Annotated in this window: 23 protein-coding genes and 1 tRNA gene; 11 read left to right on the top strand and 13 right to left on the bottom strand. The window is 63.4% G+C overall.

The features are described 5' to 3' along the window. Positions 1-16 precede the first annotated feature (16 nt). Together B9A23_RS10930 and B9A23_RS10925 are read left to right on the top strand one after the other, a co-directional pair. The gene (locus B9A23_RS10930) at positions 17-649 is read left to right on the top strand and encodes an N-acetyltransferase (RefSeq protein ID WP_254895076.1); all 633 of its coding nucleotides are present in this window, start codon (positions 17-19) and stop codon (positions 647-649) included. Further along, positions 646-1,581: a glutaminase gene (locus tag B9A23_RS10925; RefSeq protein ID WP_084278936.1), complete on the top strand. Its 936-nt coding sequence runs from the start codon at positions 646-648 to the stop codon at positions 1,579-1,581. Before B9A23_RS10930 ends, B9A23_RS10925 begins: the two co-directional genes overlap by 4 nt. A gap of 18 nt (positions 1,582-1,599) precedes the next feature. Here B9A23_RS10925 and B9A23_RS22785 read toward each other — a convergent pair whose 3' ends face one another. The 3 genes from B9A23_RS22785 to B9A23_RS10915 all read right to left on the bottom strand — a co-directional run bounded on the left by B9A23_RS22785 (position 1,600) and on the right by B9A23_RS10915 (position 4,961). Then, a complete protein-coding gene (locus B9A23_RS22785; protein WP_176217960.1) occupies positions 1,600-1,773 on the bottom strand; it encodes a hypothetical protein in 174 nt (57 codons plus the stop codon). Between the two features lie 52 nt (positions 1,774-1,825). Then, entirely contained in the window at positions 1,826-3,610 is a 1,785-nt protein-coding gene (locus tag B9A23_RS10920) for a cation:proton antiporter domain-containing protein (RefSeq protein ID WP_084278934.1), read from the bottom strand. A 127-nt stretch (positions 3,611-3,737) separates the two neighbouring features. Then, positions 3,738-4,961 carry an NADP-dependent isocitrate dehydrogenase gene (locus B9A23_RS10915; protein ID WP_084278931.1) on the bottom strand — a complete coding sequence of 408 codons (1,224 nt, stop codon included), beginning with the start codon at positions 4,959-4,961 and terminating at the stop codon, positions 3,738-3,740. Between the two features lie 187 nt (positions 4,962-5,148). On the opposite strand from B9A23_RS10915, the gene B9A23_RS10910 reads away from it, so the two are divergent. Both B9A23_RS10910 and B9A23_RS10905 read left to right on the top strand, forming a co-directional pair. Further along, complete coding sequence (locus B9A23_RS10910; RefSeq protein WP_084278929.1) at positions 5,149-5,913, top strand: crotonase/enoyl-CoA hydratase family protein; 765 nt, start codon at positions 5,149-5,151, stop codon at positions 5,911-5,913. 92 nt (positions 5,914-6,005) lie between these two features. Next, positions 6,006-7,157: a glycosyltransferase family 87 protein gene (locus tag B9A23_RS10905; protein WP_139797424.1), complete on the top strand. Its 1,152-nt coding sequence runs from the start codon at positions 6,006-6,008 to the stop codon at positions 7,155-7,157. A 57-nt stretch (positions 7,158-7,214) separates the two neighbouring features. Here the strand turns inward: B9A23_RS10905 and B9A23_RS10900 are convergent. Both B9A23_RS10900 and cpdR read right to left on the bottom strand, forming a co-directional pair. Further along, a tRNA-Val gene (locus B9A23_RS10900) sits at positions 7,215-7,289 on the bottom strand. Positions 7,290-7,397: 108 nt separating this feature from the next. Beyond that, the gene (gene cpdR, locus B9A23_RS10895) at positions 7,398-7,781 is read right to left on the bottom strand and encodes a cell cycle two-component system response regulator CpdR (protein ID WP_084279235.1); all 384 of its coding nucleotides are present in this window, start codon (positions 7,779-7,781) and stop codon (positions 7,398-7,400) included. 189 nt (positions 7,782-7,970) lie between these two features. On the opposite strand from cpdR, the gene B9A23_RS10890 reads away from it, so the two are divergent. Continuing rightward, positions 7,971-8,957 carry an N-formylglutamate amidohydrolase gene (locus B9A23_RS10890; protein ID WP_084278926.1) on the top strand — a complete coding sequence of 329 codons (987 nt, stop codon included), beginning with the start codon at positions 7,971-7,973 and terminating at the stop codon, positions 8,955-8,957. A 291-nt stretch (positions 8,958-9,248) separates the two neighbouring features. Here the strand turns inward: B9A23_RS10890 and B9A23_RS10885 are convergent, their stop codons facing one another. After that, complete coding sequence (locus tag B9A23_RS10885; RefSeq protein WP_084278925.1) at positions 9,249-10,025, bottom strand: SapC family protein; 777 nt, start codon at positions 10,023-10,025, stop codon at positions 9,249-9,251. Between the two features lie 106 nt (positions 10,026-10,131). Continuing rightward, positions 10,132-11,550 carry an FAD-binding oxidoreductase gene (locus B9A23_RS10880; RefSeq protein WP_084278923.1) on the bottom strand — a complete coding sequence of 473 codons (1,419 nt, stop codon included), beginning with the start codon at positions 11,548-11,550 and terminating at the stop codon, positions 10,132-10,134. Positions 11,551-11,699: 149 nt separating this feature from the next. Here B9A23_RS10880 and B9A23_RS10875 point away from each other — a divergent pair, with 149 nt between their 5' ends. The 3 genes from B9A23_RS10875 (at position 11,700) to B9A23_RS10865 (ending at position 14,377) form a co-directional block, all read left to right on the top strand. Continuing rightward, positions 11,700-12,332 carry a hypothetical protein gene (locus tag B9A23_RS10875; protein WP_084278922.1) on the top strand — a complete coding sequence of 211 codons (633 nt, stop codon included), beginning with the start codon at positions 11,700-11,702 and terminating at the stop codon, positions 12,330-12,332. A gap of 142 nt (positions 12,333-12,474) precedes the next feature. After that, complete coding sequence (locus tag B9A23_RS10870) at positions 12,475-13,842, top strand: DEAD/DEAH box helicase (RefSeq protein ID WP_084278921.1); 1,368 nt, start codon at positions 12,475-12,477, stop codon at positions 13,840-13,842. Positions 13,843-14,080: 238 nt separating this feature from the next. Beyond that, on the top strand, positions 14,081-14,377 hold the full coding sequence (locus B9A23_RS10865; protein ID WP_084278919.1) for a hypothetical protein: 297 nt from the start codon (positions 14,081-14,083) through the stop codon (positions 14,375-14,377). Positions 14,378-14,445: 68 nt separating this feature from the next. On the opposite strand, the gene B9A23_RS10860 is transcribed toward B9A23_RS10865, so the two are convergent. Beyond that, the gene (locus tag B9A23_RS10860; RefSeq protein ID WP_084278918.1) at positions 14,446-16,740 is read right to left on the bottom strand and encodes an ATP-dependent helicase; all 2,295 of its coding nucleotides are present in this window, start codon (positions 16,738-16,740) and stop codon (positions 14,446-14,448) included. A 171-nt stretch (positions 16,741-16,911) separates the two neighbouring features. Between B9A23_RS10860 and B9A23_RS10855 the strand changes: the two genes are divergently transcribed. After that, entirely contained in the window at positions 16,912-17,583 is a 672-nt protein-coding gene (locus tag B9A23_RS10855) for a hypothetical protein (RefSeq protein ID WP_084278917.1), read from the top strand. A 177-nt stretch (positions 17,584-17,760) separates the two neighbouring features. Then, positions 17,761-19,020 carry an MFS transporter gene (locus B9A23_RS10850; protein WP_084278916.1) on the top strand — a complete coding sequence of 420 codons (1,260 nt, stop codon included), beginning with the start codon at positions 17,761-17,763 and terminating at the stop codon, positions 19,018-19,020. On the opposite strand, the gene rsmD is transcribed toward B9A23_RS10850, so the two are convergent. After that, the gene (gene rsmD / locus B9A23_RS10845) at positions 19,017-19,562 is read right to left on the bottom strand and encodes a 16S rRNA (guanine(966)-N(2))-methyltransferase RsmD (RefSeq protein WP_084278915.1); all 546 of its coding nucleotides are present in this window, start codon (positions 19,560-19,562) and stop codon (positions 19,017-19,019) included. The genes B9A23_RS10850 and rsmD overlap by 4 nt on opposite strands. Then, positions 19,562-20,458, bottom strand: a complete 897-nt coding sequence (locus B9A23_RS10840) for a pseudouridine synthase (protein WP_084278913.1) — start codon at positions 20,456-20,458, stop codon at positions 19,562-19,564. Before B9A23_RS10840 ends, rsmD begins: the two co-directional genes overlap by 1 nt. A 98-nt stretch (positions 20,459-20,556) precedes the next feature. Here B9A23_RS10840 and B9A23_RS10835 point away from each other — a divergent pair, with 98 nt between their 5' ends. Beyond that, a complete protein-coding gene (locus B9A23_RS10835) occupies positions 20,557-21,876 on the top strand; it encodes an AmpG family muropeptide MFS transporter (RefSeq protein WP_084278911.1) in 1,320 nt (439 codons plus the stop codon). Here B9A23_RS10835 and B9A23_RS10830 read toward each other — a convergent pair. Genes B9A23_RS10830 through trpA form a run of 3 tightly spaced genes read right to left on the bottom strand, consistent with a single transcriptional unit; the run spans position 21,873 to position 24,841 of the window. Further along, positions 21,873-23,180, bottom strand: coding sequence for a bifunctional folylpolyglutamate synthase/dihydrofolate synthase (locus B9A23_RS10830; protein WP_084278910.1), 1,308 nt, complete (start codon positions 23,178-23,180; stop codon positions 21,873-21,875). The genes B9A23_RS10835 and B9A23_RS10830 overlap by 4 nt on opposite strands. Positions 23,181-23,192: 12 nt before the next feature. Then, positions 23,193-24,044, bottom strand: coding sequence for an acetyl-CoA carboxylase, carboxyltransferase subunit beta (accD, locus tag B9A23_RS10825; protein ID WP_084278909.1), 852 nt, complete (start codon positions 24,042-24,044; stop codon positions 23,193-23,195). Continuing rightward, positions 24,041-24,841: a tryptophan synthase subunit alpha gene (trpA, locus tag B9A23_RS10820; RefSeq protein ID WP_084278907.1), complete on the bottom strand. Its 801-nt coding sequence runs from the start codon at positions 24,839-24,841 to the stop codon at positions 24,041-24,043. The genes accD and trpA overlap by 4 nt, the downstream gene beginning before the upstream one ends. Positions 24,842-24,968 lie beyond the last annotated feature (127 nt).

Below are 24,968 nucleotides of genomic sequence, written 5' to 3'. Positions count from 1 at the left end.
CAGGCAGCGCTGCAGCGTGGGATATGATCCGGGCCTGGCCTTTGCCTGGGTCAGGGGGCGGTCGCTCGCGCGCGGCCTGCCCGATCCGGTGCCGGAACATGGTGGCTTGCGGGTCGACACCCGATCTGAAAGCGAGCAGGCCCGCTGGGTCTTCGCAGAACCATGCACGGGGATTTGCGAACTGGGTGAGGCGATCACCGAGCCCGGCTATTTGCTGAAGCTGTTCGGGACATCTTCCGATCTGATGGCGCTTCTGCCAGCGCGGTGGCAAGCGCAGCCGGAGCGCTGGTTCATGCACAAGCTCGGCGTGCGAGAGGCTGTCGGCCTGCCCGAAGGCTATATCGGCCGCGTGACACGAGCGGGGGTGGTGAGCCATGTGGAGATCATCGCCTCCGACGGCACGCTCGCGGCAGAGGGATATGCGGCCGAGACTCACGATGCCTTTGTCTATGATCGCATCGTGACGAGTGACCTGCATCAGCGACGCGGGCTGGGCAGCTTTGTCATGCAAACGCTGGGTGAGCAGTGCTCTGATCCGGCGGTGCCGCACGTGCTGGTAGCAACGGCGCCGGGGCGGGCGCTTTACGAGCGACGTGGATGGATGGTGCTTTGCCGCTATGCCACTGCGGGTGTAGTTCTGTCGGCATGAGTTCCATCGCCGCCATCGTTGCCGAAATTGCCGAGGAGATGCGGGGCGAGACGGAACGGGGAGCGGTGGCTTCCTACATTCCGCCGCTTGCGTGCATTTCGCCCGACAAGTTCGGCATCGCGGTGGTGATGGTGGACGGGACGGTGCACGCCGCCGGCGATGCGCAAGAGCCGTTCTCCATCCAGTCGATCTCGAAGGTCTTTGCACTGACGCTGGCTTTGGGGGCGGTGGGCGACCAGTTGTGGCGGCGCGTCGGGCGAGAGCCTTCGGGCAGTGCGTTCAATTCGATCGTGCAACTGGAAAGCGAGCAGGGCATCCCGCGCAATCCGTTCATCAACGCCGGCGCGATTGTGCTGTGCGATGTGCTGCTGGGGCGAAGCGAGCCGCGAGAGGCAATCGGGCAGATGGTCCGTTTCGTGCGGACGTTGGCAGGGGATGACGAAGGATCGATCAGGATCGACGAAGCCGTGGCGCTGGCTGAACAGGATACGGGCTTTCGCAATATGGCGCTGGCCAATTACATGCGCGCGTTCGGAAACATCCATGCACCAGTCGAGCGGGTGCTGGGTGTCTATTTCCACTTCTGTGCGCTGGCGATGACCTGCTGCGAGCTTGCCATGGCGGGCCGCTACCTGATGAACGGCGGACGGGTGGACGGTCACTCGATCATCACGCCGAGCCGAGCACGCCGCATCAACGCGCTGATGATGTCCTGCGGTCATTACGACAATTCCGGGGACTTCGCATTCCGGGTCGGTCTGCCGGGCAAATCGGGCGTGGGCGGGGGGATACTCTCGATCGTGCCGGGAGTGGCGAGCATAGCAGTCTGGTCGCCCGGCCTGAACGGCAGCGGCAATTCGCAGCTTGGCACCCTGGCGCTGGAGCGTCTGGTCCAGCGCACAGGGTGGAGCGTGTTTGAACCGCGCGCCTAATCGAGCGCTGATATTCCGTCATCGCCGTCCTGAGGTGCCGCGTGTCTCAGGTTCGGAACCACGCGGCAGATTCTTCTCGCGCATGGTGGCGTCGGTCTGCTGCGGCTGTTCGATCGGGCCCTTGTCCGGCTGATCCCCCTGTGTGGCGGGGTTGAGATCGGGCCGGTTGCCGGGGGTGTTGCGGTGGGTCATCCTGTTTCTCCTCGCATAATGAATGCGCGGAGAACCCGGCGGTTGCAGGCCGTCAGGCAGAGCGTTCCCGCAACGAGGCAGACTTCAGGCGCGGCAGCGAGTTGAGTTCGCCTTCCTCCTTGATCTTCTGACGGAATTCATCGCGCTTTTCGTGGATCGAGGCGATGACCGGGCCCATCGGGAAGCCGAGATCGACCAGCACTGCTTCGGACAATTGCAGCGAGCTTTCCAAAGTTTCGGGCACGGCATGGCTGGCACCGGCCTTGTAAAGCGCGGCGGCGTGGGCAGCGTCGCGGGCACGGACGATGATCGGCAGATCGGGGTGGACGCTGCGCAGGCGCTTGACCATGCGCAGGATCAGCACCGGCTCGTCCATGGTGAGGATCATCGCCTTGGCATCGTCGAGCCCGAGACGGGCGATGGCGGCCTCGCTGTCGATATTGCCGAACAGCACGGGCAAGCCATCCTTGCGGGCGTTGCGCACGATCACGGGATCGGAATCAATGCCGAGCCAGGCCGCCTTGTGGACCGTCAGCATCTCGGCAATCAGGCGCCCGACACGGCCGAAGCCCATGACAACGACGCGCTCGCCTTCCGGTTCTTCGACGAAAGTGGCTTGCCCGACATCGGCTGTGCCTTGCGCGAGGCGCCGGCCCCAGGATTCGCCCAACTTGGCGAGAAGCGGTGTGATGGTCAGGCCGATCGCGGTGACGATCTGCCAGAACTGTGCGGTCTCGCGGTCGATCAGGGCGGCTTCGGCGGCTGTCGTCAGAACGATCAGCGTGGTCTCGGAAGGGCTGGCCATGAGAATGCCGGCTTCGAGCGCGGTGGCACGCTCCTTGCCCATGAAGCGCAAGGCAAACATGGTGACAAGCGCCTTGAGCACGACCACGCCGACAACTGCCAGCGTCAAGGGGCCGATATTGGCCCAGACCACGCGCAAGTCGATCCCCATTCCGATGGTGATCAGGAATACGCCAAGCGCCAGGCCCTTGAATGGCTTGGTGATGGCTTCGACTTCGGTGTGATATTCGGTTTCGGCAATCAGCAGGCCCGCGAGCAGCGCGCCCATGATCGGTGAGAGACCGACCATCGAAGTCGACAGGGCCGCCGCGATCACCACCAGCATCGTGGCGGCAAGGAACAGTTCCGGACTCTTGGTCTGCGCGGCTTGCGCGAAGAGGCGCGGCAGGAGCAGTCGTCCACCGACGAGCAGGACAGCGACGACGATGCCGCCGTAGAGCAGGGTCTCTCCGAGCGTTGGGCCATCCGAATGCGCGGCGACTGGACCCATTGCGCCCAGAATGAAGATGATCGGCACGAGCGCGATATCCTCGAACAGCAGCATGGACAGAGCGGCGCGGCCGACAGGGCCGTGTGTCCCGGCGATGGGCAGGACAAGTGCCGTCGACGATAACGCGAGCGCGAGGCCCAGGCCGAAGGCGCCGGTGATCTGCAAGCCAGTGGCGAGCAGGACTCCCGAGAGCAGGAAGGCAGAAACGCCGAGTTCGATCGCGCCAAGGCCGAAAACCAGGCGGCGCATGTCCCAAAGACGATTAAAGGAAAGTTCAAGCCCGATCTCGAACAGCAGCAGGATGATACCGAATTCTGCAAAGGGCGTTATCGCTGCCGGATCGGATATTGTGACATGGTAGAGCCACGGGAACTGCGGCACGAGCGCGCCGAGACCGAACGGGCCGACAAGCAGGCCCACGACGATGAAGCCGATGATCGGGGTGATACGGAACCTGGCGAAGGCCGGGATGACGATGCCTGCGGCACCAAGGATTACGAGTGCGTCGGAAAGTGCGGTCGTCGGTTCGAGATTGCCTGCCATTCTGAGAGGTTAGGGCAGGGGGCAGGTGCTGTCACCCGTAAAGGTCTACCGCATCGGTTGAATGCACAAACGAAAGGGCCCCGGCGCGAACCGGGACCCTTTGCTGTTTCCATGAAGGAACCGGTGCTTACGCCCAGTTCTTCATTTCGGTCTCGAGGTTCTCGACGATGGCTTCGAAGAACTTCTCGGTGGTCATCCACGCCTGATCGGGGCCGATCAGCAGAGCAAGGTCCTTGGTCATCTTGCCGCTTTCGACGGTTTCGATGCAGACGCGCTCGAGCGTTTCGGCGAACTTCACGACTTCCGGGGTCTCGTCGAACTTGCCGCGGTACATCAGGCCACGAGTCCAGGCGAAGATCGAGGCGATCGGGTTGGTCGAGGTCTGCTTGCCTTGCTGGTGCTGGCGGTAGTGACGGGTCACGGTGCCGTGGGCAGCTTCGGCCTCGATGGTCTTGCCGTCAGGCGACATCAGGACCGAGGTCATCAAGCCGAGCGAGCCGAAGCCCTGTGCGACGGTGTCGGACTGCACGTCACCGTCGTAGTTCTTGCAGGCCCAGACGAACTTGCCCGACCACTTGAGCGCCGAGGCGACCATGTCGTCGATCAGGCGGTGTTCGTAGCTGATGCCGGCGGCGGCGAACTTTTCCTTGAAGCCTTCGCTATCGAACACTTCCTGGAACAGATCCTTGAAGCGGCCATCGTATGCCTTCAGGATGGTGTTCTTGGTTGAGAGGTAGACCGGCCAGCCCAGCGACAGGCCATAGTTGAACGAGGCGCGCGCGAAGTCGCGGATCGAATCGTCGAGGTTGTACATCGCCATGGCGACGCCGCCCGAGGGGTAGTTGAACACCTCGCGATCGATCGTCTCGCCGTTGTCGCCTTCCCAGACGAGGCGCAGCTTGCCGGGGCCGGGCACGACGAAATCGGTGGCGCGATACTGGTCACCGAAGGCGTGACGACCGACGACGATCGGGTCGGTCCAGCCCGGAACCAGGCGCGGCACGTTCTGGATCACGATTGGTTCGCGGAAGACAACGCCGCCAAGGATGTTGCGGATCGTGCCGTTGGGCGACTTCCACATCGACTTGAGGTTGAATTCCTCGACGCGCTGCTCGTCAGGCGTGATCGTGGCGCACTTCACGCCGACGCCATACTGCTTGATCGCGTTGGCGGAATCGATGGTGATCTGATCGTCCGTCTCGTCGCGCTTCTGGACCGAGAGGTCATAGTACTTCAGGTCGATGTCGAGGTAGGGAAGGATCAGGCGTTCGCGGATCCATTCCCAGATGATCCGGGTCATTTCGTCGCCGTCGAGTTCGACGACCGGGTTCTTCACCTTGATCTTCGCCATGTCCGTCCTGTCTTTCAAGCTGGGGAGAGAAATTGCGCCTTCCCTTAGCAGAGGCTTGTCGGTGCGCAAGGCGATGGGGCGATTCGCGCAATTTTTCGGGCTTTGCGCTGGACATCGGCGGGTGGGCAATGCAGATGTTTAAGTGACCGGTTAAAGCGCCGGGCGGAATTGCAGTTGGAGAGATGCTATGAGCGAGGCGGAAGTCTTTACCGAAGTCGACGGCAACGTGCTGATCGTCACGATCAACCGGCCCGATGCGAAGAACGCAATGAACAAGGCTGCGGCCGAGGGCATCTCGGCAGCGATGGACCGGCTGGACGCCGAAGCCGACCTGCGCTGTGCGATCCTGACCGGCGCGGGCGGCACGTTCTGTTCGGGTATGGATCTCAAGGGCTTCCTGCGCGGTGAATCGCCTTCGGTTCCTGGGCGTGGGTTCGGCGCGCTTTCCGAATGGACGCCGAAAAAGCCGATCATTGCCGCGGTCGATGGCTATGCGCTGGCAGGCGGCATGGAACTGGCGCTGTCGTGCGACCTGATCGTGGCGAGCGCTTCGTCGAAATTCGGCATTCCCGAGGCCAAGCGTGGTCTTGCCGCAGCAGCCGGCGGCCTGATCAAGCTGCCGCGCCAGATCCCGCCGCGCATCGCGATGGAACTGGCGCTGACCGGTGACTTCATTACTGCGCAACGTGCCTATGAACTGGGTTTCATCAACCAGATCGTCGAGGGCCCGTCGCTCGATGCGGCCAAGGCGCTGGCAGCCAAGGTTGCCGAAAACGGTCCGCTCGCACTGATTGCGTCCAAGGGGATCATCCGCGATTCGCATGAGTGGAGCGAGGCGGAGATGTGGCAGAAGCAGCAGGCCTACATCGCACCGGTATTCACATCGAGCGATGCGCGTGAAGGCGCGGCGGCCTTTGCCGAAAAGCGCAAGCCCAACTGGCAGGGCAAGTAAGGCACCAAGGCGATGGACAGACCTGACCCCTTGCGGCACATCTCGTGCCCATGGGGACGGGGCAAGGTTCAAAAAACGGGGTATGGGACACGATGCGGAGTGGGGCATGGCTCCATCCGCACCGCGTCCGTGCCTATCTCTGGGCGCTGGCGATCGCCAATGCGGCCTCTCTTGCGTGGCTGCTGCTGACTTCGCATGGCGGCCTCGATCCGCAAGGCCGACTGCTAGGCACCGATTTCGTCAGTTTCTGGGCGGCAGGACAGGTCGTGCATGCGGGGGGCAATCCGTATGACATGGCACTGCATCGCGCGGCCGAGAGTGCGGTCTGGCCGCAGCAGACGGGCTATACCGCCTTTTTCTATCCACCGGTGTTCCTGTTGTGGTGCCTGCCCTTGGGGCTTGCCGGTTATTTCACAGCCCTGGTGGGATGGCTTATCGCGACAGCCGGCGCATGGCTCCTTGCGGTGCGCGCGTGGGCCGGGCGGATCGATGGACTGATTCTTGCGGCATTTCCGCCGCTGCTCATCTCGATAACCCACGGCCAGACTTCACTTTTGCTGGCAGCTTTGCTGGGTGGCGGCTTCCTTTGCGCGGCGCGTGGACAGTCAGTTCTGGCTGGTGTGCTGTTTGGCCTTGCTGCGTTCAAGCCGCAGTTTGGCGTGGCTGTTCCATTGGTGTTGATTGCCGCGCAGCAGTGGCGCGTCGTTGCCTGGGCGGCGGTGACGGTCCTGACGACGGCAGCAATGGCGACGCTCGCCTTCGGCTTCGACATCTGGGGGCAATGGCTGGCAGCGGCAGGTCCAGCGCAGGCAGCCATGGCCGAAGGCGCAGTCGGCTTTGGCAAGATGCAGAGCCTGTTCTCGGCGCTGCGGCTGCTCGGGCTGCCTGTAGGCGCGGCCTACACTGCACAAATCGTCCTTTCTGTCGCCGTGGTCGTGCTGCTGGTACGCTTGGCCTGGCGCAAGGGCATGACGCTGGACGTCGGCGCGGCGAGCATGACGGGGGCCTTGCTGGCAACGCCGTTCGTGCTCGACTACGATTTTGCCCTTCTGGCCTTTCCGCTGATCTTCCTGGCACGGCAGGAAAGCTTGCCATGGGAGCGCATGGCAGTGGCATCGGCGTTTGCGGTCGGAGCCTTTGCGCGCCCCCTGGGCGTGGCAACCGGCATTCCGGTGGGAGCGCTGGTCATCGCTGGCCTGTTCTGGGTGCTGCTCCGCCGCGCCGAGGCCACCGTGGCCTCGTAAGGGAAGGCCTGAATGCAGAAAGGGCGGCGCCGCAGCGCCGCCCTTCAGGCTATCCGATGGTGGGCGTAGCAAGGATTGAACTTGCGACCCCTACGATGTCAACATAGTGCTCTACCACTGAGCTATACGCCCGCACCATCAAGCTTCCCGAGGCCTTCAGCAGAGCTTCAAGCTGCCGGGAAGCGGCCCATTAGCCTTGGGTCCCCAGCATGGCAAGGGGGAAATTTCAGCTTTCTGCGATCAGGGCTGGCGAGTGCCGGTAAATGCGGCATCCTCGAAAACGCGCTCGACTTCGAGGACCAGATCCTTGAGGTGAAATGGTTTGGACAGCACGCGCGCCTGGGGCGCTTCGCGATTGGCCTTGAGCGTAACGGCAGCGAATCCGGTGATGAACATGACCTTGGTCGCCGGGCTGATCTCGGCGCAACGCTGTGCCAGTTCGATGCCGTCCATCTCGGGCATGACAATGTCGGACAGCAAGAGGTCGAAGTGCTCACGCTCGAGCAAGGGGATGGCGGCGGTGCCGCGGTCGACTGCGGCCACCGAATAGCCCGCGTTCTCGAGTGCACGGCAGAGATAGGTGCGCATCGCCTCTTCATCTTCGGCGAGCAGGATCCGGATCATGGCCATCCTTTTGTGCTTGATGTGCGTTTGGCGCGGCCTGACCATGTCGCCATTGCCGCGTCCGGGACTTTAGTCGCGAGGAGTTAACATTCTGCCGTTGAAGTTGCAGGCCAATTCACGATGACCCCTGTCGGAAACCGGACCAGACAGGGTTTTGACACAGGAAGGAATCGGTTGCACGGTCAAGGCATGGAGCCAGCGCCCGAGACCAATGGCGATTCGACCGTGAGCAGCGGCCTGAAAGCGGGCGTGACCACCGGTGGATCGGTGCCCGGAACCCCCGGAATTCACGCTTTCTCGCTCAGCATTTCCGAGCCATCGCCCATTCCGGTGGTAATAGCTGTACCCCACGCGGGCAGGGCCTATGCGAAGTCGCTCCTCGACAGGATGCGCCATCCCGCTTTTGCTGCGCCGCGGCTCGAGGATCGGTATGTCGATCTCCTTGGCAACGCAGTTTCGGCCGAGACGGGGGCGGCGCTGCTCGTTGCTCATGCTCCGCGGGCCATGCTGGACCTCAACCGTTCGTGCGATGATGTCGACTGGGAAATGCTGGGTGGGGCGCCAGCAGACGCATCGGCGGGCCCATCCCCGTTCGGACGCCGTGCTCGCAGCGGCCTCGGCCTGGTGCCGCGGCGCCTGCCGGGGCTGGGCGAGTTGTGGAAGCGCAGGCTCGATCACAGCGAACTGCAAGAGCGGATCGCCGGAATCCACGTGCCTTATCATGCCGCACTGGCCGATACTCTCATGGCGATCCGCGATCGATGGGGAGCCGTGCTGCTGATCGACCTTCATTCGATGCCACCGCTCGCCGCCCGGTCGCCTGGAGAAGCCGCACCCGAATTCGTCATCGGGGACCGGTTTGGAGCATCCTGCGATGGCGGGACGGTCGCCTCGGCGTTCAGCTATTTCCATGAAGCAGGTCGGCGCGTGTCACATAATCGGCCCTACGCGGGAGGGTACGTTCTCGAGCGCCACGCCCGTCGTCACGAAGGAATCCATTGCCTGCAACTGGAGATCGATCGGACCTGCTACCTCGATTCGCGCATGGCTGAGCCGGGACCAGGGTTTGAAGCGATGATCCAGCTGTTGGTCGGACTGGTGCGGCGCCTGGCTTTGGACGTGGCGGAACTGGGCCGCGTGCCCGGCCGCGGCAGATGGCGTGCCGCTGCGGAGTAAACTTGCGGGAAATGGCTGGGATTGCTGACCAAGAAAAAACCACCTGGAGCGAAGCTCCAGGTGGCCAAGGTTCAGGGAGGAGGTGCACGTGAGTGCACCAGTTGCTCTGGGCCATGAGGGGAGCCGCAGGGCAACGTTCTCAAGATAGGCAAGCTGCCTCGGCCTCGCAAGGGCGTTTTCGGTATTTTTGCAACACCCCAAGAAAAAACGCGACGAACCGAGTGGTCGTCGCGCTTTTTGATATTGGTGTTGCCCCTGTGTTGCAGCCGGTTTCGGCTGCAACCGGAAGCATCATGCCGGCAGGGTGATTGCAGGAATCGGCCCCTTGCCGAGCTGAACCTGCGCGCCGAAGATCGAGCTGATCAGTTCGAGCGAGAACAGGTGGGCATAGAGCAGCGGGAGAAGGCCGCTCTGCGCCCAGCCACGCAACACGTCGCCGCGCATTTCGCGCAGCTTTTCCTGATTGATCATCTGGAAGCCGCGGTAGATGAAAGGCTGTTCGTTGCCTTCCTGCTGGATGGCCACTTCGCCTTCCATAAGCAGGTCGTGCTTCTTCAGCTCGTCGATGAAGGCCTGCGTACGCTGACCCGCCTGCTCGAACTGTTCACAGAAGCCGAGCGCGGCCTTGGTCGCTTCGGAAGGCTGACCGTCGACGAACAGCTCCTGCCCATCGACCGATTCGCCAAGCAGGTCGGCCGAAGGATCGAAGCACAGCGACAGTTCCTCGCTGCTGGGGTTCAGCTTCGCGAGAAGGAACGGGTAGCGGCGAACGTAAGCCGGGATGTAGATCGGCTGCGTCACCTTGCCGTCGGCATCGACGAAAACATTGACGCCTTCGTTCAGGCCCATGAGCGCAAGCGGCACGGGGTTGTCGCCCGAGGCGAAGATGATCGGATAGTGCCGGGCTGCCTGCGGAAATTCCTCTGCGGTCAGGGGAATGGCATGCTGGCCGATCAGCCAAGGCGCTGCGTCCGCATTCTTCGCCTTCCATGTCGCGTGATCGCGGCTGTTGAGCGGCATGAGATCATTATAGAACATCGGCAGGTTGGCTTGCGGCGCGCTGGCCATTTTGCATCTCTCCAAGAATCAAAACAACTGCGCGGGCAAAAACCTTCTGGCCGCGACTGGCGGGAGTGGCGGTCTTAGGGATTGTGAAAAGCCCGCGCAAGCCGCGTCAGACAAGCTTTCCGGGGTTTAGCAGGCCGTCCGGGTCAAGCGCATGCTTTATGGCGCGCATTGTCGCCAGCATAGCCGGATCGGCGAGTCGTGCCAGCTCATCACGCTTCAAACGACCAATGCCATGCTCGGCCGAGATCGAGCCGCCCCAGGCGGACACCATGTCATGCACTTGCGCGCTGATGGCCTTGCCATCCGAAGCTTCCCAGGTGGCGCGATCGCTTCCTGCGGGGGCAATGACGTGGAAATGGACATTGCCGTCGCCAAGGTGGCCGAAGCAGACGGCTCGTGTGCCCGGCCAGTCGGCCTCAAGGCGGGGCACGGCGGCTTCGACAAATGCCGGCATCTTTTCGACAGGCACCGAAATATCGTGCTGCATCGCCGGACCGATCGCGCGTTCGGCCGGAGAGATCGTTTCGCGGATCAGCCAGAGGCGCTCGGCCTGGTCCTCGCTGGCGGCGATCGTGGCGTCTGCAATCAGTCCGCGCTCGAAAGCGGTGGCCAGCAGGTTCTCCGACAGGCCAGCAAGACGTTCCGAAGTTTCGGGATCGGTCGCGACCAGTTCGATCAGCACATGCCATGGGTGCGCACCTGCCAGAGGCGCGCGCAGGTCAGGCATGTAGGCAAGGACCGCCTCCAGGCTGTGCTGCGGCAAGACTTCAAAGCCCTCAACAAGGCCCGAGGCCATGTCCTGCGCCAGCAGCAGAAGTTCGCGCGCATCGTGGAGGGATGCCGCGCCTGCCCACATCACGCTGCGTCCGCAGATCGCCGGTTCCAGCTTGAGCGTGGCTGCCGTGACAATGCCCAGCGTCCCTTCCGAACCGATCATGAGCTGCTTGAGATCGAAGCCGCGATTGTCCTTCTTCAATGGGGTCAGCAGATCCAGCACTGAGCCATCGGCCATGACGGCTTCAAGCCCCATGACGAGTGCGCGCATCGAGCCATGGCGGAGCACCTGCGTGCCGCCGGCATTGGTCGAGATCAGCCCGCCGATCGTTGCCGACCCCTTGCCGCCCAACGACAACGGGAAGCGCAAGCCCTTGGCATGAGAGGCTTCGCGAAGGGTCTGCAGGATTACCCCTGCCTCGCACGTCGCCGTGCGCGCGGCTGGATCCAGCGCGGTGATCCGGTTCATCCGCCGCAGCGACAGCAGCAGTTCGTTTCCCGTGCCCATGGGCGTTGCCCCGCCGGACATGCCACTGTTGCCCCCCTGCGGCACGATGGCAACGCGATGGCTTGAGCAGAGCCGCACGAGGCTGCTGACCTCTGCTGTGGTCGCCGGGGCCGCGATGGCGAGCGCATGGCCGGTATAACGGCCGCGCCAGTCGGTCAGCCAGGGCGCCATGTCGCCAGCGTCTGTGGTCAGCCCCTTGGGCCCCAGCAGGAAGGCCGCTTCCTTTAGAAACGCATCGGTCATGTCTGGTCGGCTATTGGCACGAGCGCGCAAGGGCAATTCATTTTTGATTGCCGCGAAGTTAAGCAAGCGTTCAAGCCGTTCGGCTATGGCTTTTGAACCTGCGAAAACAGGCTTTCGATTGGGAGGAGCACAGCGCGTGCCATTACCGGTTGCCACTGGGCCGTCTCCAGGCCGAACAGAGTAATTCTGCCGAGATGTTCAGCCTGATCGCCACCTTGGCGCCGATGGGACTTATGCTGTTGTCGCTTCCGGCGGCGCAACCCGTCATGACGCCCTTCCCGTTTGTGCAGGTCTCTGACGAGTGGGTCGGGGCGATGATTCCGGTCGGTTCGCCGCTGATCGATGATCGCTCCGGCTTTGAAGCGCAAGGCGCGGCGGATCTTCGGCTTGGCGATGATCGGTGGAATCAGGTTCGGATCGAGCAGCGGATGATCATCCGGATCGCCCCCCGCATGCCTGGCCAGATGTTCGCGATGCCGCCGGGCCCGCCGCAGCAGCAACTCCGATTTTACGAGCGCAAGACCGACAAGTGCCTGCCCGTTGCAAACATTGCGGGAGTGCAGATCGAATCGCAGGGGCGACTCATACTGGTTACACGCAGTCGCAAGCTGATCGGTGCCAGCCTGGACAAGTCTTGCCATGCCAGGGATTTCTATTCGGGCTTCTACGTGGAGCGCAGCACTGACGGGCAGCTTTGCGCGGGGCGCGATACCATTCATTCCCGTGCAGGTGCGAACTGCGCCATCACCAGGATGCGCGAACTTGTCCCGGATGATGACTGAAGTTCGCGTTTCATCGCGGATTTCTTGACTTTTCGGGCCATATCGTCTTAGCGCGCAATCAGTGTTGGCGGTATCTTGCGCTGCAAGCCGTCCAGCAGGTGCATTTGCTTGCGCCGTCTCTTGTTTTCGGAAAATTGCCTGCATGAAGTTTGCCGACCTCGGCCTCTCGGATGAATTGCTCCAGTCGGTGCTCGATGCCGGCTATGATGAGCCCACTCCGATCCAGGCGCAGGCAATTCCCGCCGTCCTCATGATGAAGGACATCATCGGCATCGCCCAGACCGGCACCGGCAAGACGGCCGGGTTCGTGCTGCCGATGATCGACATTCTGGCCCACGGCCGCCGCCGCGCGCTGATGCCGCGCTCGCTGATTCTCGAACCAACACGCGAACTCGCCGCGCAGGTGGCCGAGAACTTCGAGAAGTATGGCAAGAATCACGATCTCAAGATGGCGCTGCTTATCGGTGGTGTGCAGATGGGCGATCAGGTGAAGGCGCTGCAGGACGGCGTCGACGTGCTGATCGCCACGCCCGGTCGCCTGATGGACCTGTTCGAACGCGGCAAGATCCTGCTCACGGGCTGCGATCTGCTGGTGATCGACGAGGCGGACCGCATGCTCGACATGGGCTTCATCCCCGATATCGAGAATATCTGCACCAAACTGCCGACCCAGCGCCAGACGCTGCTGTTCTCGGCCACGATGCCGCCGCCGATCAAGAAGCTGGCCGACAAGTTCCTGTCGAATCCGAAGATGATCGAAGTGGCGCGTCCGGCGTCGACCAACACCAGCATTGCCCAGTTCAAGGTGCGCTGCACCTCGCGCCAGAAGCGCGAAGTGCTGCGCCAACTGCTGCGTACCGACAATGTCACCACCGCCATCGTCTTTGCCAACCGCAAGACCACCGTGCGCGAACTGGCCAAGTCGCTGCAGCGCCACGGCTTTGCCGCGGGCGAAATCCACGGCGACATGGACCAGAGCGCGCGCAACGCCGAACTGCAGAAGTTCAAGGACGGCGACATCTCGATCCTCTGCGCGTCCGACGTCGCTGCGCGCGGGCTTGACGTGAAGGGCGTGAGCCACGTCTTCAACTTCGACACGCCGTGGCACCCGGACGACTACGTCCACCGCATCGGTCGCACCGGCCGCGGCGGCGCGACGGGCCGCGCCTTCACGCTGGTGGCATCGGAAGATGCCGAGGCGATCGACAACGTCGAGAAGCTGCAGGGAACCAAGATCCCCGAGTTCAAGCTCGAGATCGCCGAGAAGGAAGAGCGCAAGCCGCGCGAAGCCGAGCGCCGCGAGGAAGAGCCCAAGCGCGAGAGCCGCCGCGAACGTCCCGCACGCGAGGAACGCAAACCCCGGACCGAACGCGAACCGCGTGCAGAGGCCCGCCCGGAACGCGCCCCGCGCCGCGAACAGCACAGCTACCGCGACCACTCCGAACCGCCGTCAAAGCCCGGCGAGTGGAATGGGCCGATCCCGGAATTTCTGGCAGTTTCGGCGCTCTGACGCCTTAGCCCTCTCTTCTTCAGGGGAGAGCGAGGGTGCTGGGCGCAGGGTAACAATCCATTCCATCGTCGGCCCGGACTTGATCCGGGCCTTGGCTTTTCTCTTCAGGCGGGGCGCTGGAAGAAAAGCCCAAACCCGTGTCAAGCCGGGGGGCGGTAGGAAGGTCAAGGCAAGAATGGGCAGCGAATGATGGTTTCCTGCCGTTGTCACTTTCGAAAGCTATTGATATCTTGATGAAATGCTGTGGAACATCATCGACAAGCGAACTCGGCCTTATCGTTGGCGGGAAGTCAACGCCATCGTCGAAGCTACCGAACACGATAACAGCTGCAAGGATTCCGATCAGGCGCCTGAGAGCGATCCTCGCCTCACCGTTGATTATGAGGCACTTGAGGCAGTCTCTGTAGCCGAAGCCGTGCAATGGGCTGAGGATAGGCCGTGCCCTGTTACGCTCTATCTGTACGACCTAGGCCAAGGCTTCGCGGACGAGGGGCATTTCACGAATGTCGCGGTTCGCTTCAGCAACGAAGACTAATTCAGTCCGCGACCCATTTGGGGCCGAATTCAGTCGCCCAACAACAGCGAGCGACAAAGCCAACGCCCTCAAGCCACCTTCACAAAGCTGTCGATCACCCGCTTCCTTCCACCGCCCTCGAAATCGATCTCCAGCTTGTTGCCTTCCTGCTCGGCCACGGTGCCATAGCCGAACTTTTCGTGGAAGACGCGCGCGCCCACGCCGATGTCGCCGCGCGGTTTGGCGGCGAAGCTGGCGGCGCTGCGGGTGGGTTCGGCGATGCGGCGCGGCGCCGGGTTGAAGGGCTGCGCGGCGGCGCGTTGCCAACCGGGGCCGCGTGAGGCCGCGCGGTTGGCGCTGGCCTGAGCCACGTGGGCGAAGGGATCGTCCCGCTCGCTCCAGTTGGCGCGCCACATCGATGCGCCGCCTGACAGCGTGGTTTCCTCCTCGATATGTTCGGCTGGCAGTTCGCCGATGAAGCGCGAGGGGATCGAGCTGGTCCACTGGCCATATATCTGGCGATTGGCGGCGTGGAGGATCGTGCAGCGGCGGCGCGCGCGGGTGATCGCAACATAGGCGAGGCGGCGCTCTTCCTCCAGCGAGGCAAGGCCGCCTTCATCGAGCGAGCGCTGCGAGGGGAACACGCCTTCCTCCCACCCCGGCAGGAACACATTGTCGAATTCAAGGCCCTTGGCGGCGTGGATGGTCATGATCGTGACCTTGTCCTCATCGGCGGTGTTCTCGTTGTCCATGACGAGGCTGACGTGTTCAAGGAAATCCCCCAGCGTCTCGTATTCTTCCATCGCGCGGGCGAGTTCGGTGAGGTTTTCGAGGCGTCCGGCGGCTTCGGCGGTCTTCTCCGCCTGTAGCGCCGCAGTGTAGCCGCTTTCGTCAAGGATGGTGCGGGCGAGTTCGGCGGGCACCAGCTGCTTGGCCGCATCGCGCCACCGGGCAAAGTCCCGCATCAACGCGGCGAGCGTGTTGCGCGCGCGTGCGGGCAGTTCGTCGGTGTCGAGGATTTCGACCGCCGCCAGCGAAAGCGGAATGCTCCGCGCCCGCGCATGGCGGTGGAGCTTTTCCAGCGTCTTGTCGCCAAGGCCGCGCTTGGGGGTGTTGTAGATCCGCTCGAAGGCAAGGTCGTCCTGCGGGCTGGCGATCTGGCGCAGGTATGCCAGCGCATCGCGGATCTCGGCGCGTTCGTAGAAGCGGAAGCCGCCGACGATGCGATAGCCCATGCCGATCTGGATGAAGCGGTCTTCAATCGTGCGCGTCTGGAACTGCGCGCGGACGAGGATGGCAATGCGATCGAGCGGTGCGCCCTCGCGCTCCAGTCGTTCGATTTCCTCGCCAATCCGCCGCGCTTCTTCGGGAGCGTCCCACACGCCGATCACGCGCACCTTGTCGCCGCCGTCGACCTCGGTCCACAGCGTCTTGCCGAGGCGCTCGGAGTTCTCCGCGATCAGGCCCGAAGCCGCGCCGAGGATGTGCGGGGTCGAGCGGTAGTTCTGTTCGAGGCGGATCACCTTCGCGCCGGGGAAATCCTTCTCGAACCGCAGGATATTGGCGACTTCCGCGCCGCGCCATGAATAGATCGACTGGTCGTCGTCACCCACCACGCAGATGTTCTTGCGGTTCTGGGCAAGCAGCCGCAGCCACAGGTACTGGACGGCGTTGGTGTCTTGGTATTCGTCCACCATCACGTACTTGAAGCGCTGCTGCCAGGATTCCAGCACGTCGCGTTCGCGCCGGAAGATGTTGAGCATGTGCATCAGCAGGTCGCCGAAATCGCAGGCGTTCAGCTCGCGCAACCGGTTCTGGTAGAGCGCGTAGAAACGCTGGCCCTTGCCATTGGCATAGGCCTCGTTCTCCAGCGCATCGAGATCGCCGGGATTGAGCCCGCGGTTCTTCCACTTGTCGATCAGGCCGGCAAGCTGCTTGGCCGGCCAGCGCTTGTCATCGACGCCCTCGGCCACGATCAGCTGCTTGAGCAGGCGCAACTGGTCATCGGTGTCGATGATCGTGAAGTTGCTCTGCAGGCCGACAAGCTCGGCATGGCGGCGCAGCATCTTGGCGGCGATGGAGTGGAAGGTACCGAGCCACGGCATGCCTTCCACCGCCGGGCCGATCAGGTGCCCGACACGTTCGCGCATTTCGCGCGCAGCCTTGTTGGTGAAGGTGACGCAGAGGATCTCGCTCGGCCAGGCAAGCCGCTGGCGCAGCAGGTTGGCAAGGCGTGCGGTGAGCGCGGCGGTCTTTCCGGTACCTGCACCCGCCAGCATCAGCACCGGCCCTTCTGTAGTCTTTACAGCCTCTTGCTGGGGCGGATTGAGGCCATCGAGCCAGGCATCGGCCTGGCCGGGATTTGCGGGAACGGAAGCGGACATGGGTGAACAGATAGGGACCAAAGACCGCACCGGCAATCGCATTTGCCGGAAATGTCGCAGCATCGCTTCGTCGCAGGAGTCCATGCAGGCCGTCGCACAGTCGGGAACTGCGGGAACTGCGGCAGCTTGCCTGTTCACACTTCGGGAATAAACAGAACAGGAGCATAGCCAATGCGTAACCTTTTTGCTGCGAGCGCGCTTGCGATCGCTTCGACCCCGGTCATGGTCATCGCCCAGGACACCACGGCGACGACGACCACGACCACGGGCACCTCGACCAGCATGCCGGACAGCACTTCGCCGATGGGCACGCAGGACACGACCGCGCCGACCACTGCAACGACTGGCGGCACATTCTCTCCGGCGCCCGACCAGCAGTCGCAGATCGACGCATGGCCGGCTGAACAGAAGACCAAGTATGCCGCCTGGCCTGCGACGTACCAGGAGTATTTCTGGGATCTTGATGCAGACCAGCAGAAGGGCTGGTGGGCACTGACCGACGAACAGAAGGCGCAGATCTATGCGATGACGCCGCAACAGCGCACGCAGGTGTGGCCTTCGATCATCGCGCAGGTAAACGGCACCGCCACGCCTTCGACCGGCGCAACGCCGGCAACGCCCGCACAGCCGAACCCGGGCATGGGGACCGGCGCCACGCCCGCAACTCCGGCTATGCCTGCTGAGCCAGCAACCCCGGCATCGGGCGGAATGAGCGCCGGGATGGCCATGGGCAACAGCACCACGGGGAACATGGCTCCACCGCCCGCTGAAGCCATGAACAAGAAGTACCCGGTCTGCAGCAAGACCGTGACCGACAGCTGCCGTAATCGTGGCGGCGTCTAACATCGGCGTTTGAAATGTTTGGGGGCGGATGCGGACATGCATCCGCCCCTTTTTAGTGCGTAGCGCACCTGCAAAGCCGATTTCCAACCCCCTCGAGACAATTGCACGGCAACGATTGCCGATGAGGCGAAGGCCAACTATCGCTGCGGAGGTTGGACGGAAGGGGTAGCGATTTTGGTGCATCCACTGAGGCAGAATGCGCGGGTGCTGACGGCAAGCCTCGTTGGTACGGCGGTCGAATTCTACGACTTCTATATATACGCCACTGCAGCCGCGTTGGTCATCGGCCCACTGTTCTTTCCAACCGAGTCCGACACAGCGCAGACGCTGCTGGCGTTCATGACATTCGGTCTGGCATTCTTCGCCCGGCCCATCGGCGCGATCGCGTTTGGTCACTTTGGCGACCGCATCGGGCGCAAGTCGACTCTCGTCGCGTCGCTGATGCTCATGGGGGGATCGACCTTCCTGATCGCCTTCTTGCCCACTTATGCGATGGTCGGCGGGGTTGCACCCGCGCTGCTTTGCCTATTGCGCTTCGGGCAAGGCTTCGGCCTTGGCGGGGAGTGGGGAGGGGCCTCGCTGCTCGCGGTCGAAAACGCGCCCAAGGGATGGGAAGCGCGCTTCGGCAGCGCGCCTCAGCTTGGTGCACCACTTGGCTTCCTGTTCGCGAATGGCCTTTTCCTGCTGCTTGGCAAGGGGCTGTCGGATTCAGACTTCGCCGCCTGGGGTTGGCGCGTGCCATTTCTGGCCAGTGCGTTGCTGGTAGGTCTGGGGCTGTGGGTACGGCTGAAGATCGGCGAGACACCTGCATTTCGGGAAGCGCTGGAAAAGGCGCCGCCGCCGCAAGTGCCTGTCGGCGTGCTGTTCCGCCATCATCTGGGCGCGGTGCTGGCGGGGATCGCAGGCGTCGTTGCCTGCTTTGCGATCTTCTATCTGGCGACCACCTTTGCGCTTTCCTTTGCGACCACCAAGCTCGGCTACGCCAAACAGGATTTCCTGAGCGTGCAACTTGGCGCAAACACCTTTCTTGCCCTTGGCATTCTCGTCGCCGGTTACTGGGCGGACAAGACCTCGGCACGCCGGGTTCTAGGAACGGGCGCTGCGCTGACGGTCATTGTCGGGCTGGTGTTCGGCTCGGGCCTTGGTTCGGCATCCTTGCCAGTGGTCTTTGCCACGCTTGCAGGCGCACTGTTCGTCATGGGCCTTGCCTACGGCCCGCTCGGGGCATGGCTTCCGACGTTGTATCCCGTCGAAGTGCGCTACACCGGCATTTCGCTGGCGTTCAACGTGGGCGGGATCATCGGCGGTGCACTTGCGCCATTTGCGGCAGCATGGCTCGCAGGGGTGGGTGGCACGGCCTATGTCGGTTTGTTCCTGACGCTGGCCGGGGCGATGACTCTGGCTGGCGTGCAGTTCTCGCCCCGGCGGGCGGCTTAGGACTTCAGCCGCATCAGCGTGATCAACGCCTTGCCCACCTTGCGCTCGGCGTCGACTTCGCAGACGCGAACGTCGGGCACTTCCTTCGCAGCCGTTTCAAGGCAAATCCAAGTCGCCTCGCCGATCCAGCCAAGCCGGGAGAGCCGGTCGATCGCGACCGCGCCTGCGCCGGTGCCATAAGGCGGATCGAGCATCACGAGATCGAGCGGCTGCTTGACTGCGCCGAGGCTGAGCACCGACGAGGCGCGCACGTCGCACTGCGGGGCACAGCGCAGCGCCGCAATGTTGGCGCGGATGGTGCGGACCGCAGACGGGTCCTGCTCGACGAAGATAGCCGAAGCAGCCCCACGCGACAGCGCTTCAAGGCCGAGCGCGCCGGAGCCTGCGAACAGGTCGGCCACGGTCAGGTCTTCAAAGCTGCCGAGGCGGCTGGCGAGCATCGAGAACAGCGTCTCGCGCGTGCGATCTGCGGTGGGGCGGGTCGTGTCACCCTCGGGTGCACGCAACGGGCGGCCGCGCCATTGTCCGGCGATGATTCGCATTATGCCTTCTTCAGCGTCTTGCGGAAGCGTTCGACCATGACCTGCGGGATCTCCTCGACAGAGCCGCGCTGCAGATCAGCGAGTTCGAACGGACCATAGCTGATGCGCAGCAGGCGAGACACTTCAAGGCCGAGATGTTCGAGCACGCGGCGTACTTCGCGGTTCTTGCCCTCGGTAAGGGTCAGTTCGATCCACTTGTTGCGGTTGGCGCTGCGTTCGAGATTGGCATTGATCGGACCATAGCGGACCCCGTCAATCTCGACGCCTTCCATGAGCTCTTCAAGCCGTGCCTGGGTGATGTCGCCAAAGGTACGGGCGCGGTAGGTGCGCGGGATGCCGGTGGAGGGCAGTTCAAGCGCGCGCTTCAACTCGCCATCGTTGGTCATCAGCAGCAGCCCCTCGGTGTTCACGTCGAGGCGGCCGACCGGCATGACGCGCGGCGCGTCCTTGGGCATGGCATTGCGCAGGGCGGTGTAGATGGTGGGCCGACCTGTGGGATCGCGCTCGGCGGTTATCAGGCCGGCGGGCTTGTGGAAGCGGAACAGGCGCGGCGCGGCAATCGGACCGACCATCTTGCCATCGACGCTCACACCCTTGAGGCTTGTGAGCAACGTGGCGGGCGTGGTGACGATCTCGTCGCCGATCTTGACCCGGCCTTCCTCGATCATGCGCTCCACCTCGCGGCGGCTGGCGATTCCGGCGCGGGCGAGCAGCTTGGCAATGCGGTCGCCCTCGCGTTCGGAGCCGTCTTCGTTCAGCGCACGCTTTGCAGGCACGACAGGCTGCGAAGTGCGTGGCGCTCCGCTGCGCATCGAGAAAGGCTTCTTCTCAGGTGTGCCGGGCCGGGGACTGAACCGCTTCGGCCGATCGCCACCGTTTCTTGGGGGAAAAGTCATGGCGCAGCCCTTACGCGAGAACGCGCTATCCGTCACCCCTAGCGCCTGATGAATTGGCCGCTAGTCTGCCAGCAACAATCGAGGGAGCGAATTCAGAGATGAGCACCGAGGCCAGTGACCGTAATCTGTGGGACTCGGTGCGCCCCTATCTCGAGAAGGAATCGCTTGCCGCATTCTTCCTGGGCGTCTCCTCGGGCTTTCCCTATGCAATGATCGGCGCGACCTTGACGACCCGATTGGCGCAGGACGGGATCGACAAGAAGACGGTCACCGCGTTCACGCTGGCGTTTCTGGTCTACAACCTGAAGGTGTTCTGGGCCTGGCTCGTCGATGGCGTGCATCTGCCCCTGCTCGGACGGCTGGGGCAACGTGTCTCGTGGATGCTCTTGGCGGGCTCGCTGGTCATGGCGGCTGTTGCCAATCTCGCACTCGTCGACCCATCGGTAGATCTGGGGGCGACGGTATTGGCCGCCGTGCTGGTGGGCGTGGCCGGAGCAACCTTTGACATCGTGATCGACGCCTACCGAATAGAGACGCTAAAGCCATACCAGCTCGGCACCGGTTCGGGCATGAGCCAGTATGGCTGGCGCATCGGCTCGGCCGGCGCTGGTGCGCTGGCGCTGGTGGTATCGGCCCGTTCTGGCTGGAGCGCAGCCTATCTTGCCTGTGCCCTATTCGCGCTTCCTGCTATGCTGACGGCGCTGGTCCTTGGGGAGCCAGAGCGTCACCGCGAACCGACCGCGCGCAAGGGCCTGGGCGAAGTCGTAGCCTCGATCATCGGGCCGTTCGGAGAGTTCTTCCGCCGTCACGGTGCCTGGCTGGTGCTGCTGTTCATCCTCGTCCACAAGGTTGGCGACACGCTCGCGAACCTCACTTTCCGCCTGCTGTTCGACGATCTCGGTTTTACCAACGATGAGATCGCGCTGTGGGATGTCGGCGTCGGCTTCTGGGCCTATCTGATCGGTGTTTTCATCGGTGGCGTCGCCTATGCGAAGATGGGCCTCAAGCGTTCGGTCCTGCTGGCTCTCGTGCTGATGGCGGTTTCGAACCTGTCGTTTGCCGCACTTGCGGCAGCGGGGCATTCCAATCTGGGCATGGCCGGCGCGATAGGCTTCGAGAACATCGCCTCGGGCTATGGTGGCGTCGTCGTGGTCGCCTACTTCTCGGCGCTGTGCGACTTGCGGTACACGGCGGCCCAGTATGCCCTGATTTCGGCAGCGGCGAGCATTGTCGGTCGCTTCGCCACCGGAACCACGGCAGGCGCGCTGATCGAGAGCATGGGCTACGTCAACTTCTACCTGCTCACCACCGTACTGGCGCTGCCGGGCATCGTGCTGTTCTGGTGGATGAGCCGCAGCGGCCTTGTCGACGCGGCCATGGGCACGGCGGGGGGCACGGCGGGGGAGGAAGAGGGTTAGTCCGGAATTTCTTCGTTGAGCCGCAGAACTTCGCCTGCGAGGTAGAGAGAGCCAGCGATCAGGACATCACCCTCGGGGGGCAGCGCCGCAATCGCTTCGGGCACCGTCGCGAAACTGCCTACCGGAAGGCTGGTGAAGGGCGCGAAGTCTTCGGGCTTGTGCGCATCGTGGCCTGGCGCAGGCACCACCGAAATAGACAATGCCCGATCCGCCAGCGGTGCAAGAATGGCTGACGGATCCTTGTTCGCCAGCATCCCCATGATCAGGTGCACCGGGGGCTGGTGTTCGAGATGCCGCGCAATGGCACGCCCTGCATCGGGGTTGTGCCCACCATCGAGCCAGACAGTTCGACCACCCGCCAGAGCCGTCAGCGGCCCGACCCCGAGACGCTGGAGCCGCGCGGGCCAGCGCGCGTCGACGATGCCCTTGCCGACTGCACCCAGGGTTACCTGCACGGCGCGCTGGTGGCGAATCATCGCCACAGCGAGCGCCGCATTCTCTGCCTGATGCGTGCCAGGCAAGGCGGGGAGGGGCAGCGTGATTTCACCAAACTCATCGCGGTAGAGAATCGAGCCTGCAATGTCGGCATCCCAATCGCGCCCGCGCATGACCAGCGGCGCACCGATCCGAGCCGCCGTCTCGGCTACCGAATCGGCTGCGATCTGCGCATAGGCCATCGTCACGAGAGGCACGCCGGGCTTGGCGATGCTTGCCTTCTCGAACGCGATTCGTGCCAGCGGATCAACGGGGACGCCCTCTTCAGGCGCAAGCAGGAATGCCTCGTGATCCATCCCCAGCGTCGCGATCCCGCACACCGCAGCGGTTGGCATGACGTTTGTCGCATCGAGCCTGCCGCCAAGACCGGTTTCGATCACGCAGGCGTCCGCTGGTGTACGCGCGTAGGCAAGGAACGTGGCGACGGTCGTCACCTCGAAGAAGCTCGGCTCCAGCCCTTCGTTTGCATCAAGCACTTCCTTGAGCAGCGCGGCAAGAAGTTCGTCCTCGATCAGCTTGCCTGCAATGCGGATGCGTTCGTTGTAGCGGACGAGGTGAGGCTTGGTCGCGGAATGGACAGTCAGTCCTTGAGCCTCGAGGATGTAGCGCAGGTAGGCGCAGGTCGAACCCTTGCCGTTGGTGCCGGCGACATGAAAAACCGGCGGCAAGCGATCTTGTGGATCACCGAGCCGTGCGCAGAGTTCGCGCACGGTATCAAGGCCCAAACGCCCCGATGGCAGCGAAAGCGCACCGAGGCGGTCAAGCTGCGCCTGCACCGCCTGGTTCTCGGAAATCGCGATGTCCTTCATCGAAGGCTCCGATCAGGCCGCCGCCTTGCCCGCCATCAGGTAGTCGATCACCTGAGCCAGCGTGACCTTCAGGTCACGGCGGTGGGTGACCATGTCCACCATGCCGTGAGCGTGGAGGTACTCCGCGCGCTGGAAGCCTTCGGGCAGCTTCTCGCGGATCGTGTCCTGGATGACGCGCTGTCCGGCAAAGCCGATCAGCGCACCCGGTTCGGCAATCTGCACGTCGCCCAGCATCGCGTAGGATGCGGTCACGCCGCCGGTCGTCGGATCGGTCAGCACGACGATATAGGGCAGGCCCGCAGCCCGCAGGCGCGAGATTGCCACGGTAGAACGCGGCATCTGCATCAGCGACAGGATGCCCTCCTGCATGCGCGCGCCGCCAGCGGCCGTCACGGCGATGTAAGGGCACGTCTCCCTGATCGCACGCTCGGTCCCGGCGATGAACGCATTGCCCACGGCCATGCCCATCGAGCCGCCCATGAACGCGAACTCCTGAACGCCGACAACCGCCTTCTGGCCCTCTATCTTGCCGAAGGCGTTGGTCAGCGCATCGGGGTGCGGATTGCTGGCGCGGGCAGCCTTGATACGGTCAACGTACTTCTTGCTGTCGCGGAACTTGAGCGGGTCTTCCTTGACCTTTGGTGCGGGCAGCAATTCGTAGCCAGCATCCAGCAACTGGTCGAACCGAGCGTCCGCTCCGATGCGGCCGTGGTGGTCGCAATGCGGGCAGACCGAGAGGTTCTCTTCGTACTCCTTGGTGAACAGCATTTCGCTGCACGAAGGGCACTTGATCCACAGGTTGTCCGGCGTGTCCCGCTTCGGCGTGAAGGGGAGGGCGTTACGGACCTTGTTGAGCCAGCTCATGCGATTTCCCTACGAGCGGAGTGGACGGCAGCGGCCAATGCGGCGGTGAGTTCCTTGATCGGACCTGCGGCATCCGCGCCATGCTTTTCGACCAGATCGATAAAGGCCGAACCGACCACGACGCCATCGGCAACCTTGGCAATGGCCCCGGCCTGTTCGGGCGTGCGGACGCCGAAGCCGACCGCAACCGGGATCGTTGCCGAAGCCTTGATCCGCGCCACGGCTTCATCAATCGAGGCCTGCGCCGCCTGCTGCATGCCGGTGATGCCGGCGACCGAGACGTAATAGAGAAAGCCCGAAGAGCCATCCAGCACGGCAGGAAGCCGGGCAGCGTCAGTCGTGGGCGTGGCGAGGCGGATCAGCGAGACGCCCGCCGCGCGCAGGGCCGGACCCAGTTCCGGGTCCTCCTCGGGCGGAATGTCGACGCAGATGACGCCATCGACGCCCGCCTTGACGCACTCGGCGGCGAACCACTCGCTCCCGCGAATGGTCATTGGATTGGCATAGCCCATCAGCACCAGCGGCACTTCGGGGTGACGTGCTCGGAACTCGGTAGCGATGCGCAGGATGTCGGCAGTCTTGGTGCCAGCGCCGAGCGAACGCAGGTTCGCCAGCTGGATCGCCGGACCATCGGCCATCGGATCGGTGAAGGGCATGCCCAGTTCGATCACGTCCGCGCCACCTTCGACGAGCGCGTCGAGGATGGAGGCAGTGGCGTCAGGCGTCGGATCACCGCCAGTGACGAAAGTTACGAGGGCAGGGCGGCCCTTGGCGAAGGCGGAGGAGAGGCGGGTCATACGCGGTCATTCTTCAAGGATTTGAATAGCTGGGTTCGCGGGAGATACATTCCTATCAGTACGCCCGTGAGGCTAACCAAAAATGATTTGCTGTCGGAGTCGAAACCAATCGCCGCCGCAAGCCGAC

It is taken from the genome of Novosphingobium sp. B1 (genome assembly GCF_900176395.1).
Classification (GTDB): Bacteria; Pseudomonadota; Alphaproteobacteria; order Sphingomonadales; family Sphingomonadaceae; genus Novosphingobium.
The sequence above is the reverse complement of the archived record's forward strand: the minus strand, read 5'-3'. Positions and strand labels throughout refer to the sequence as shown.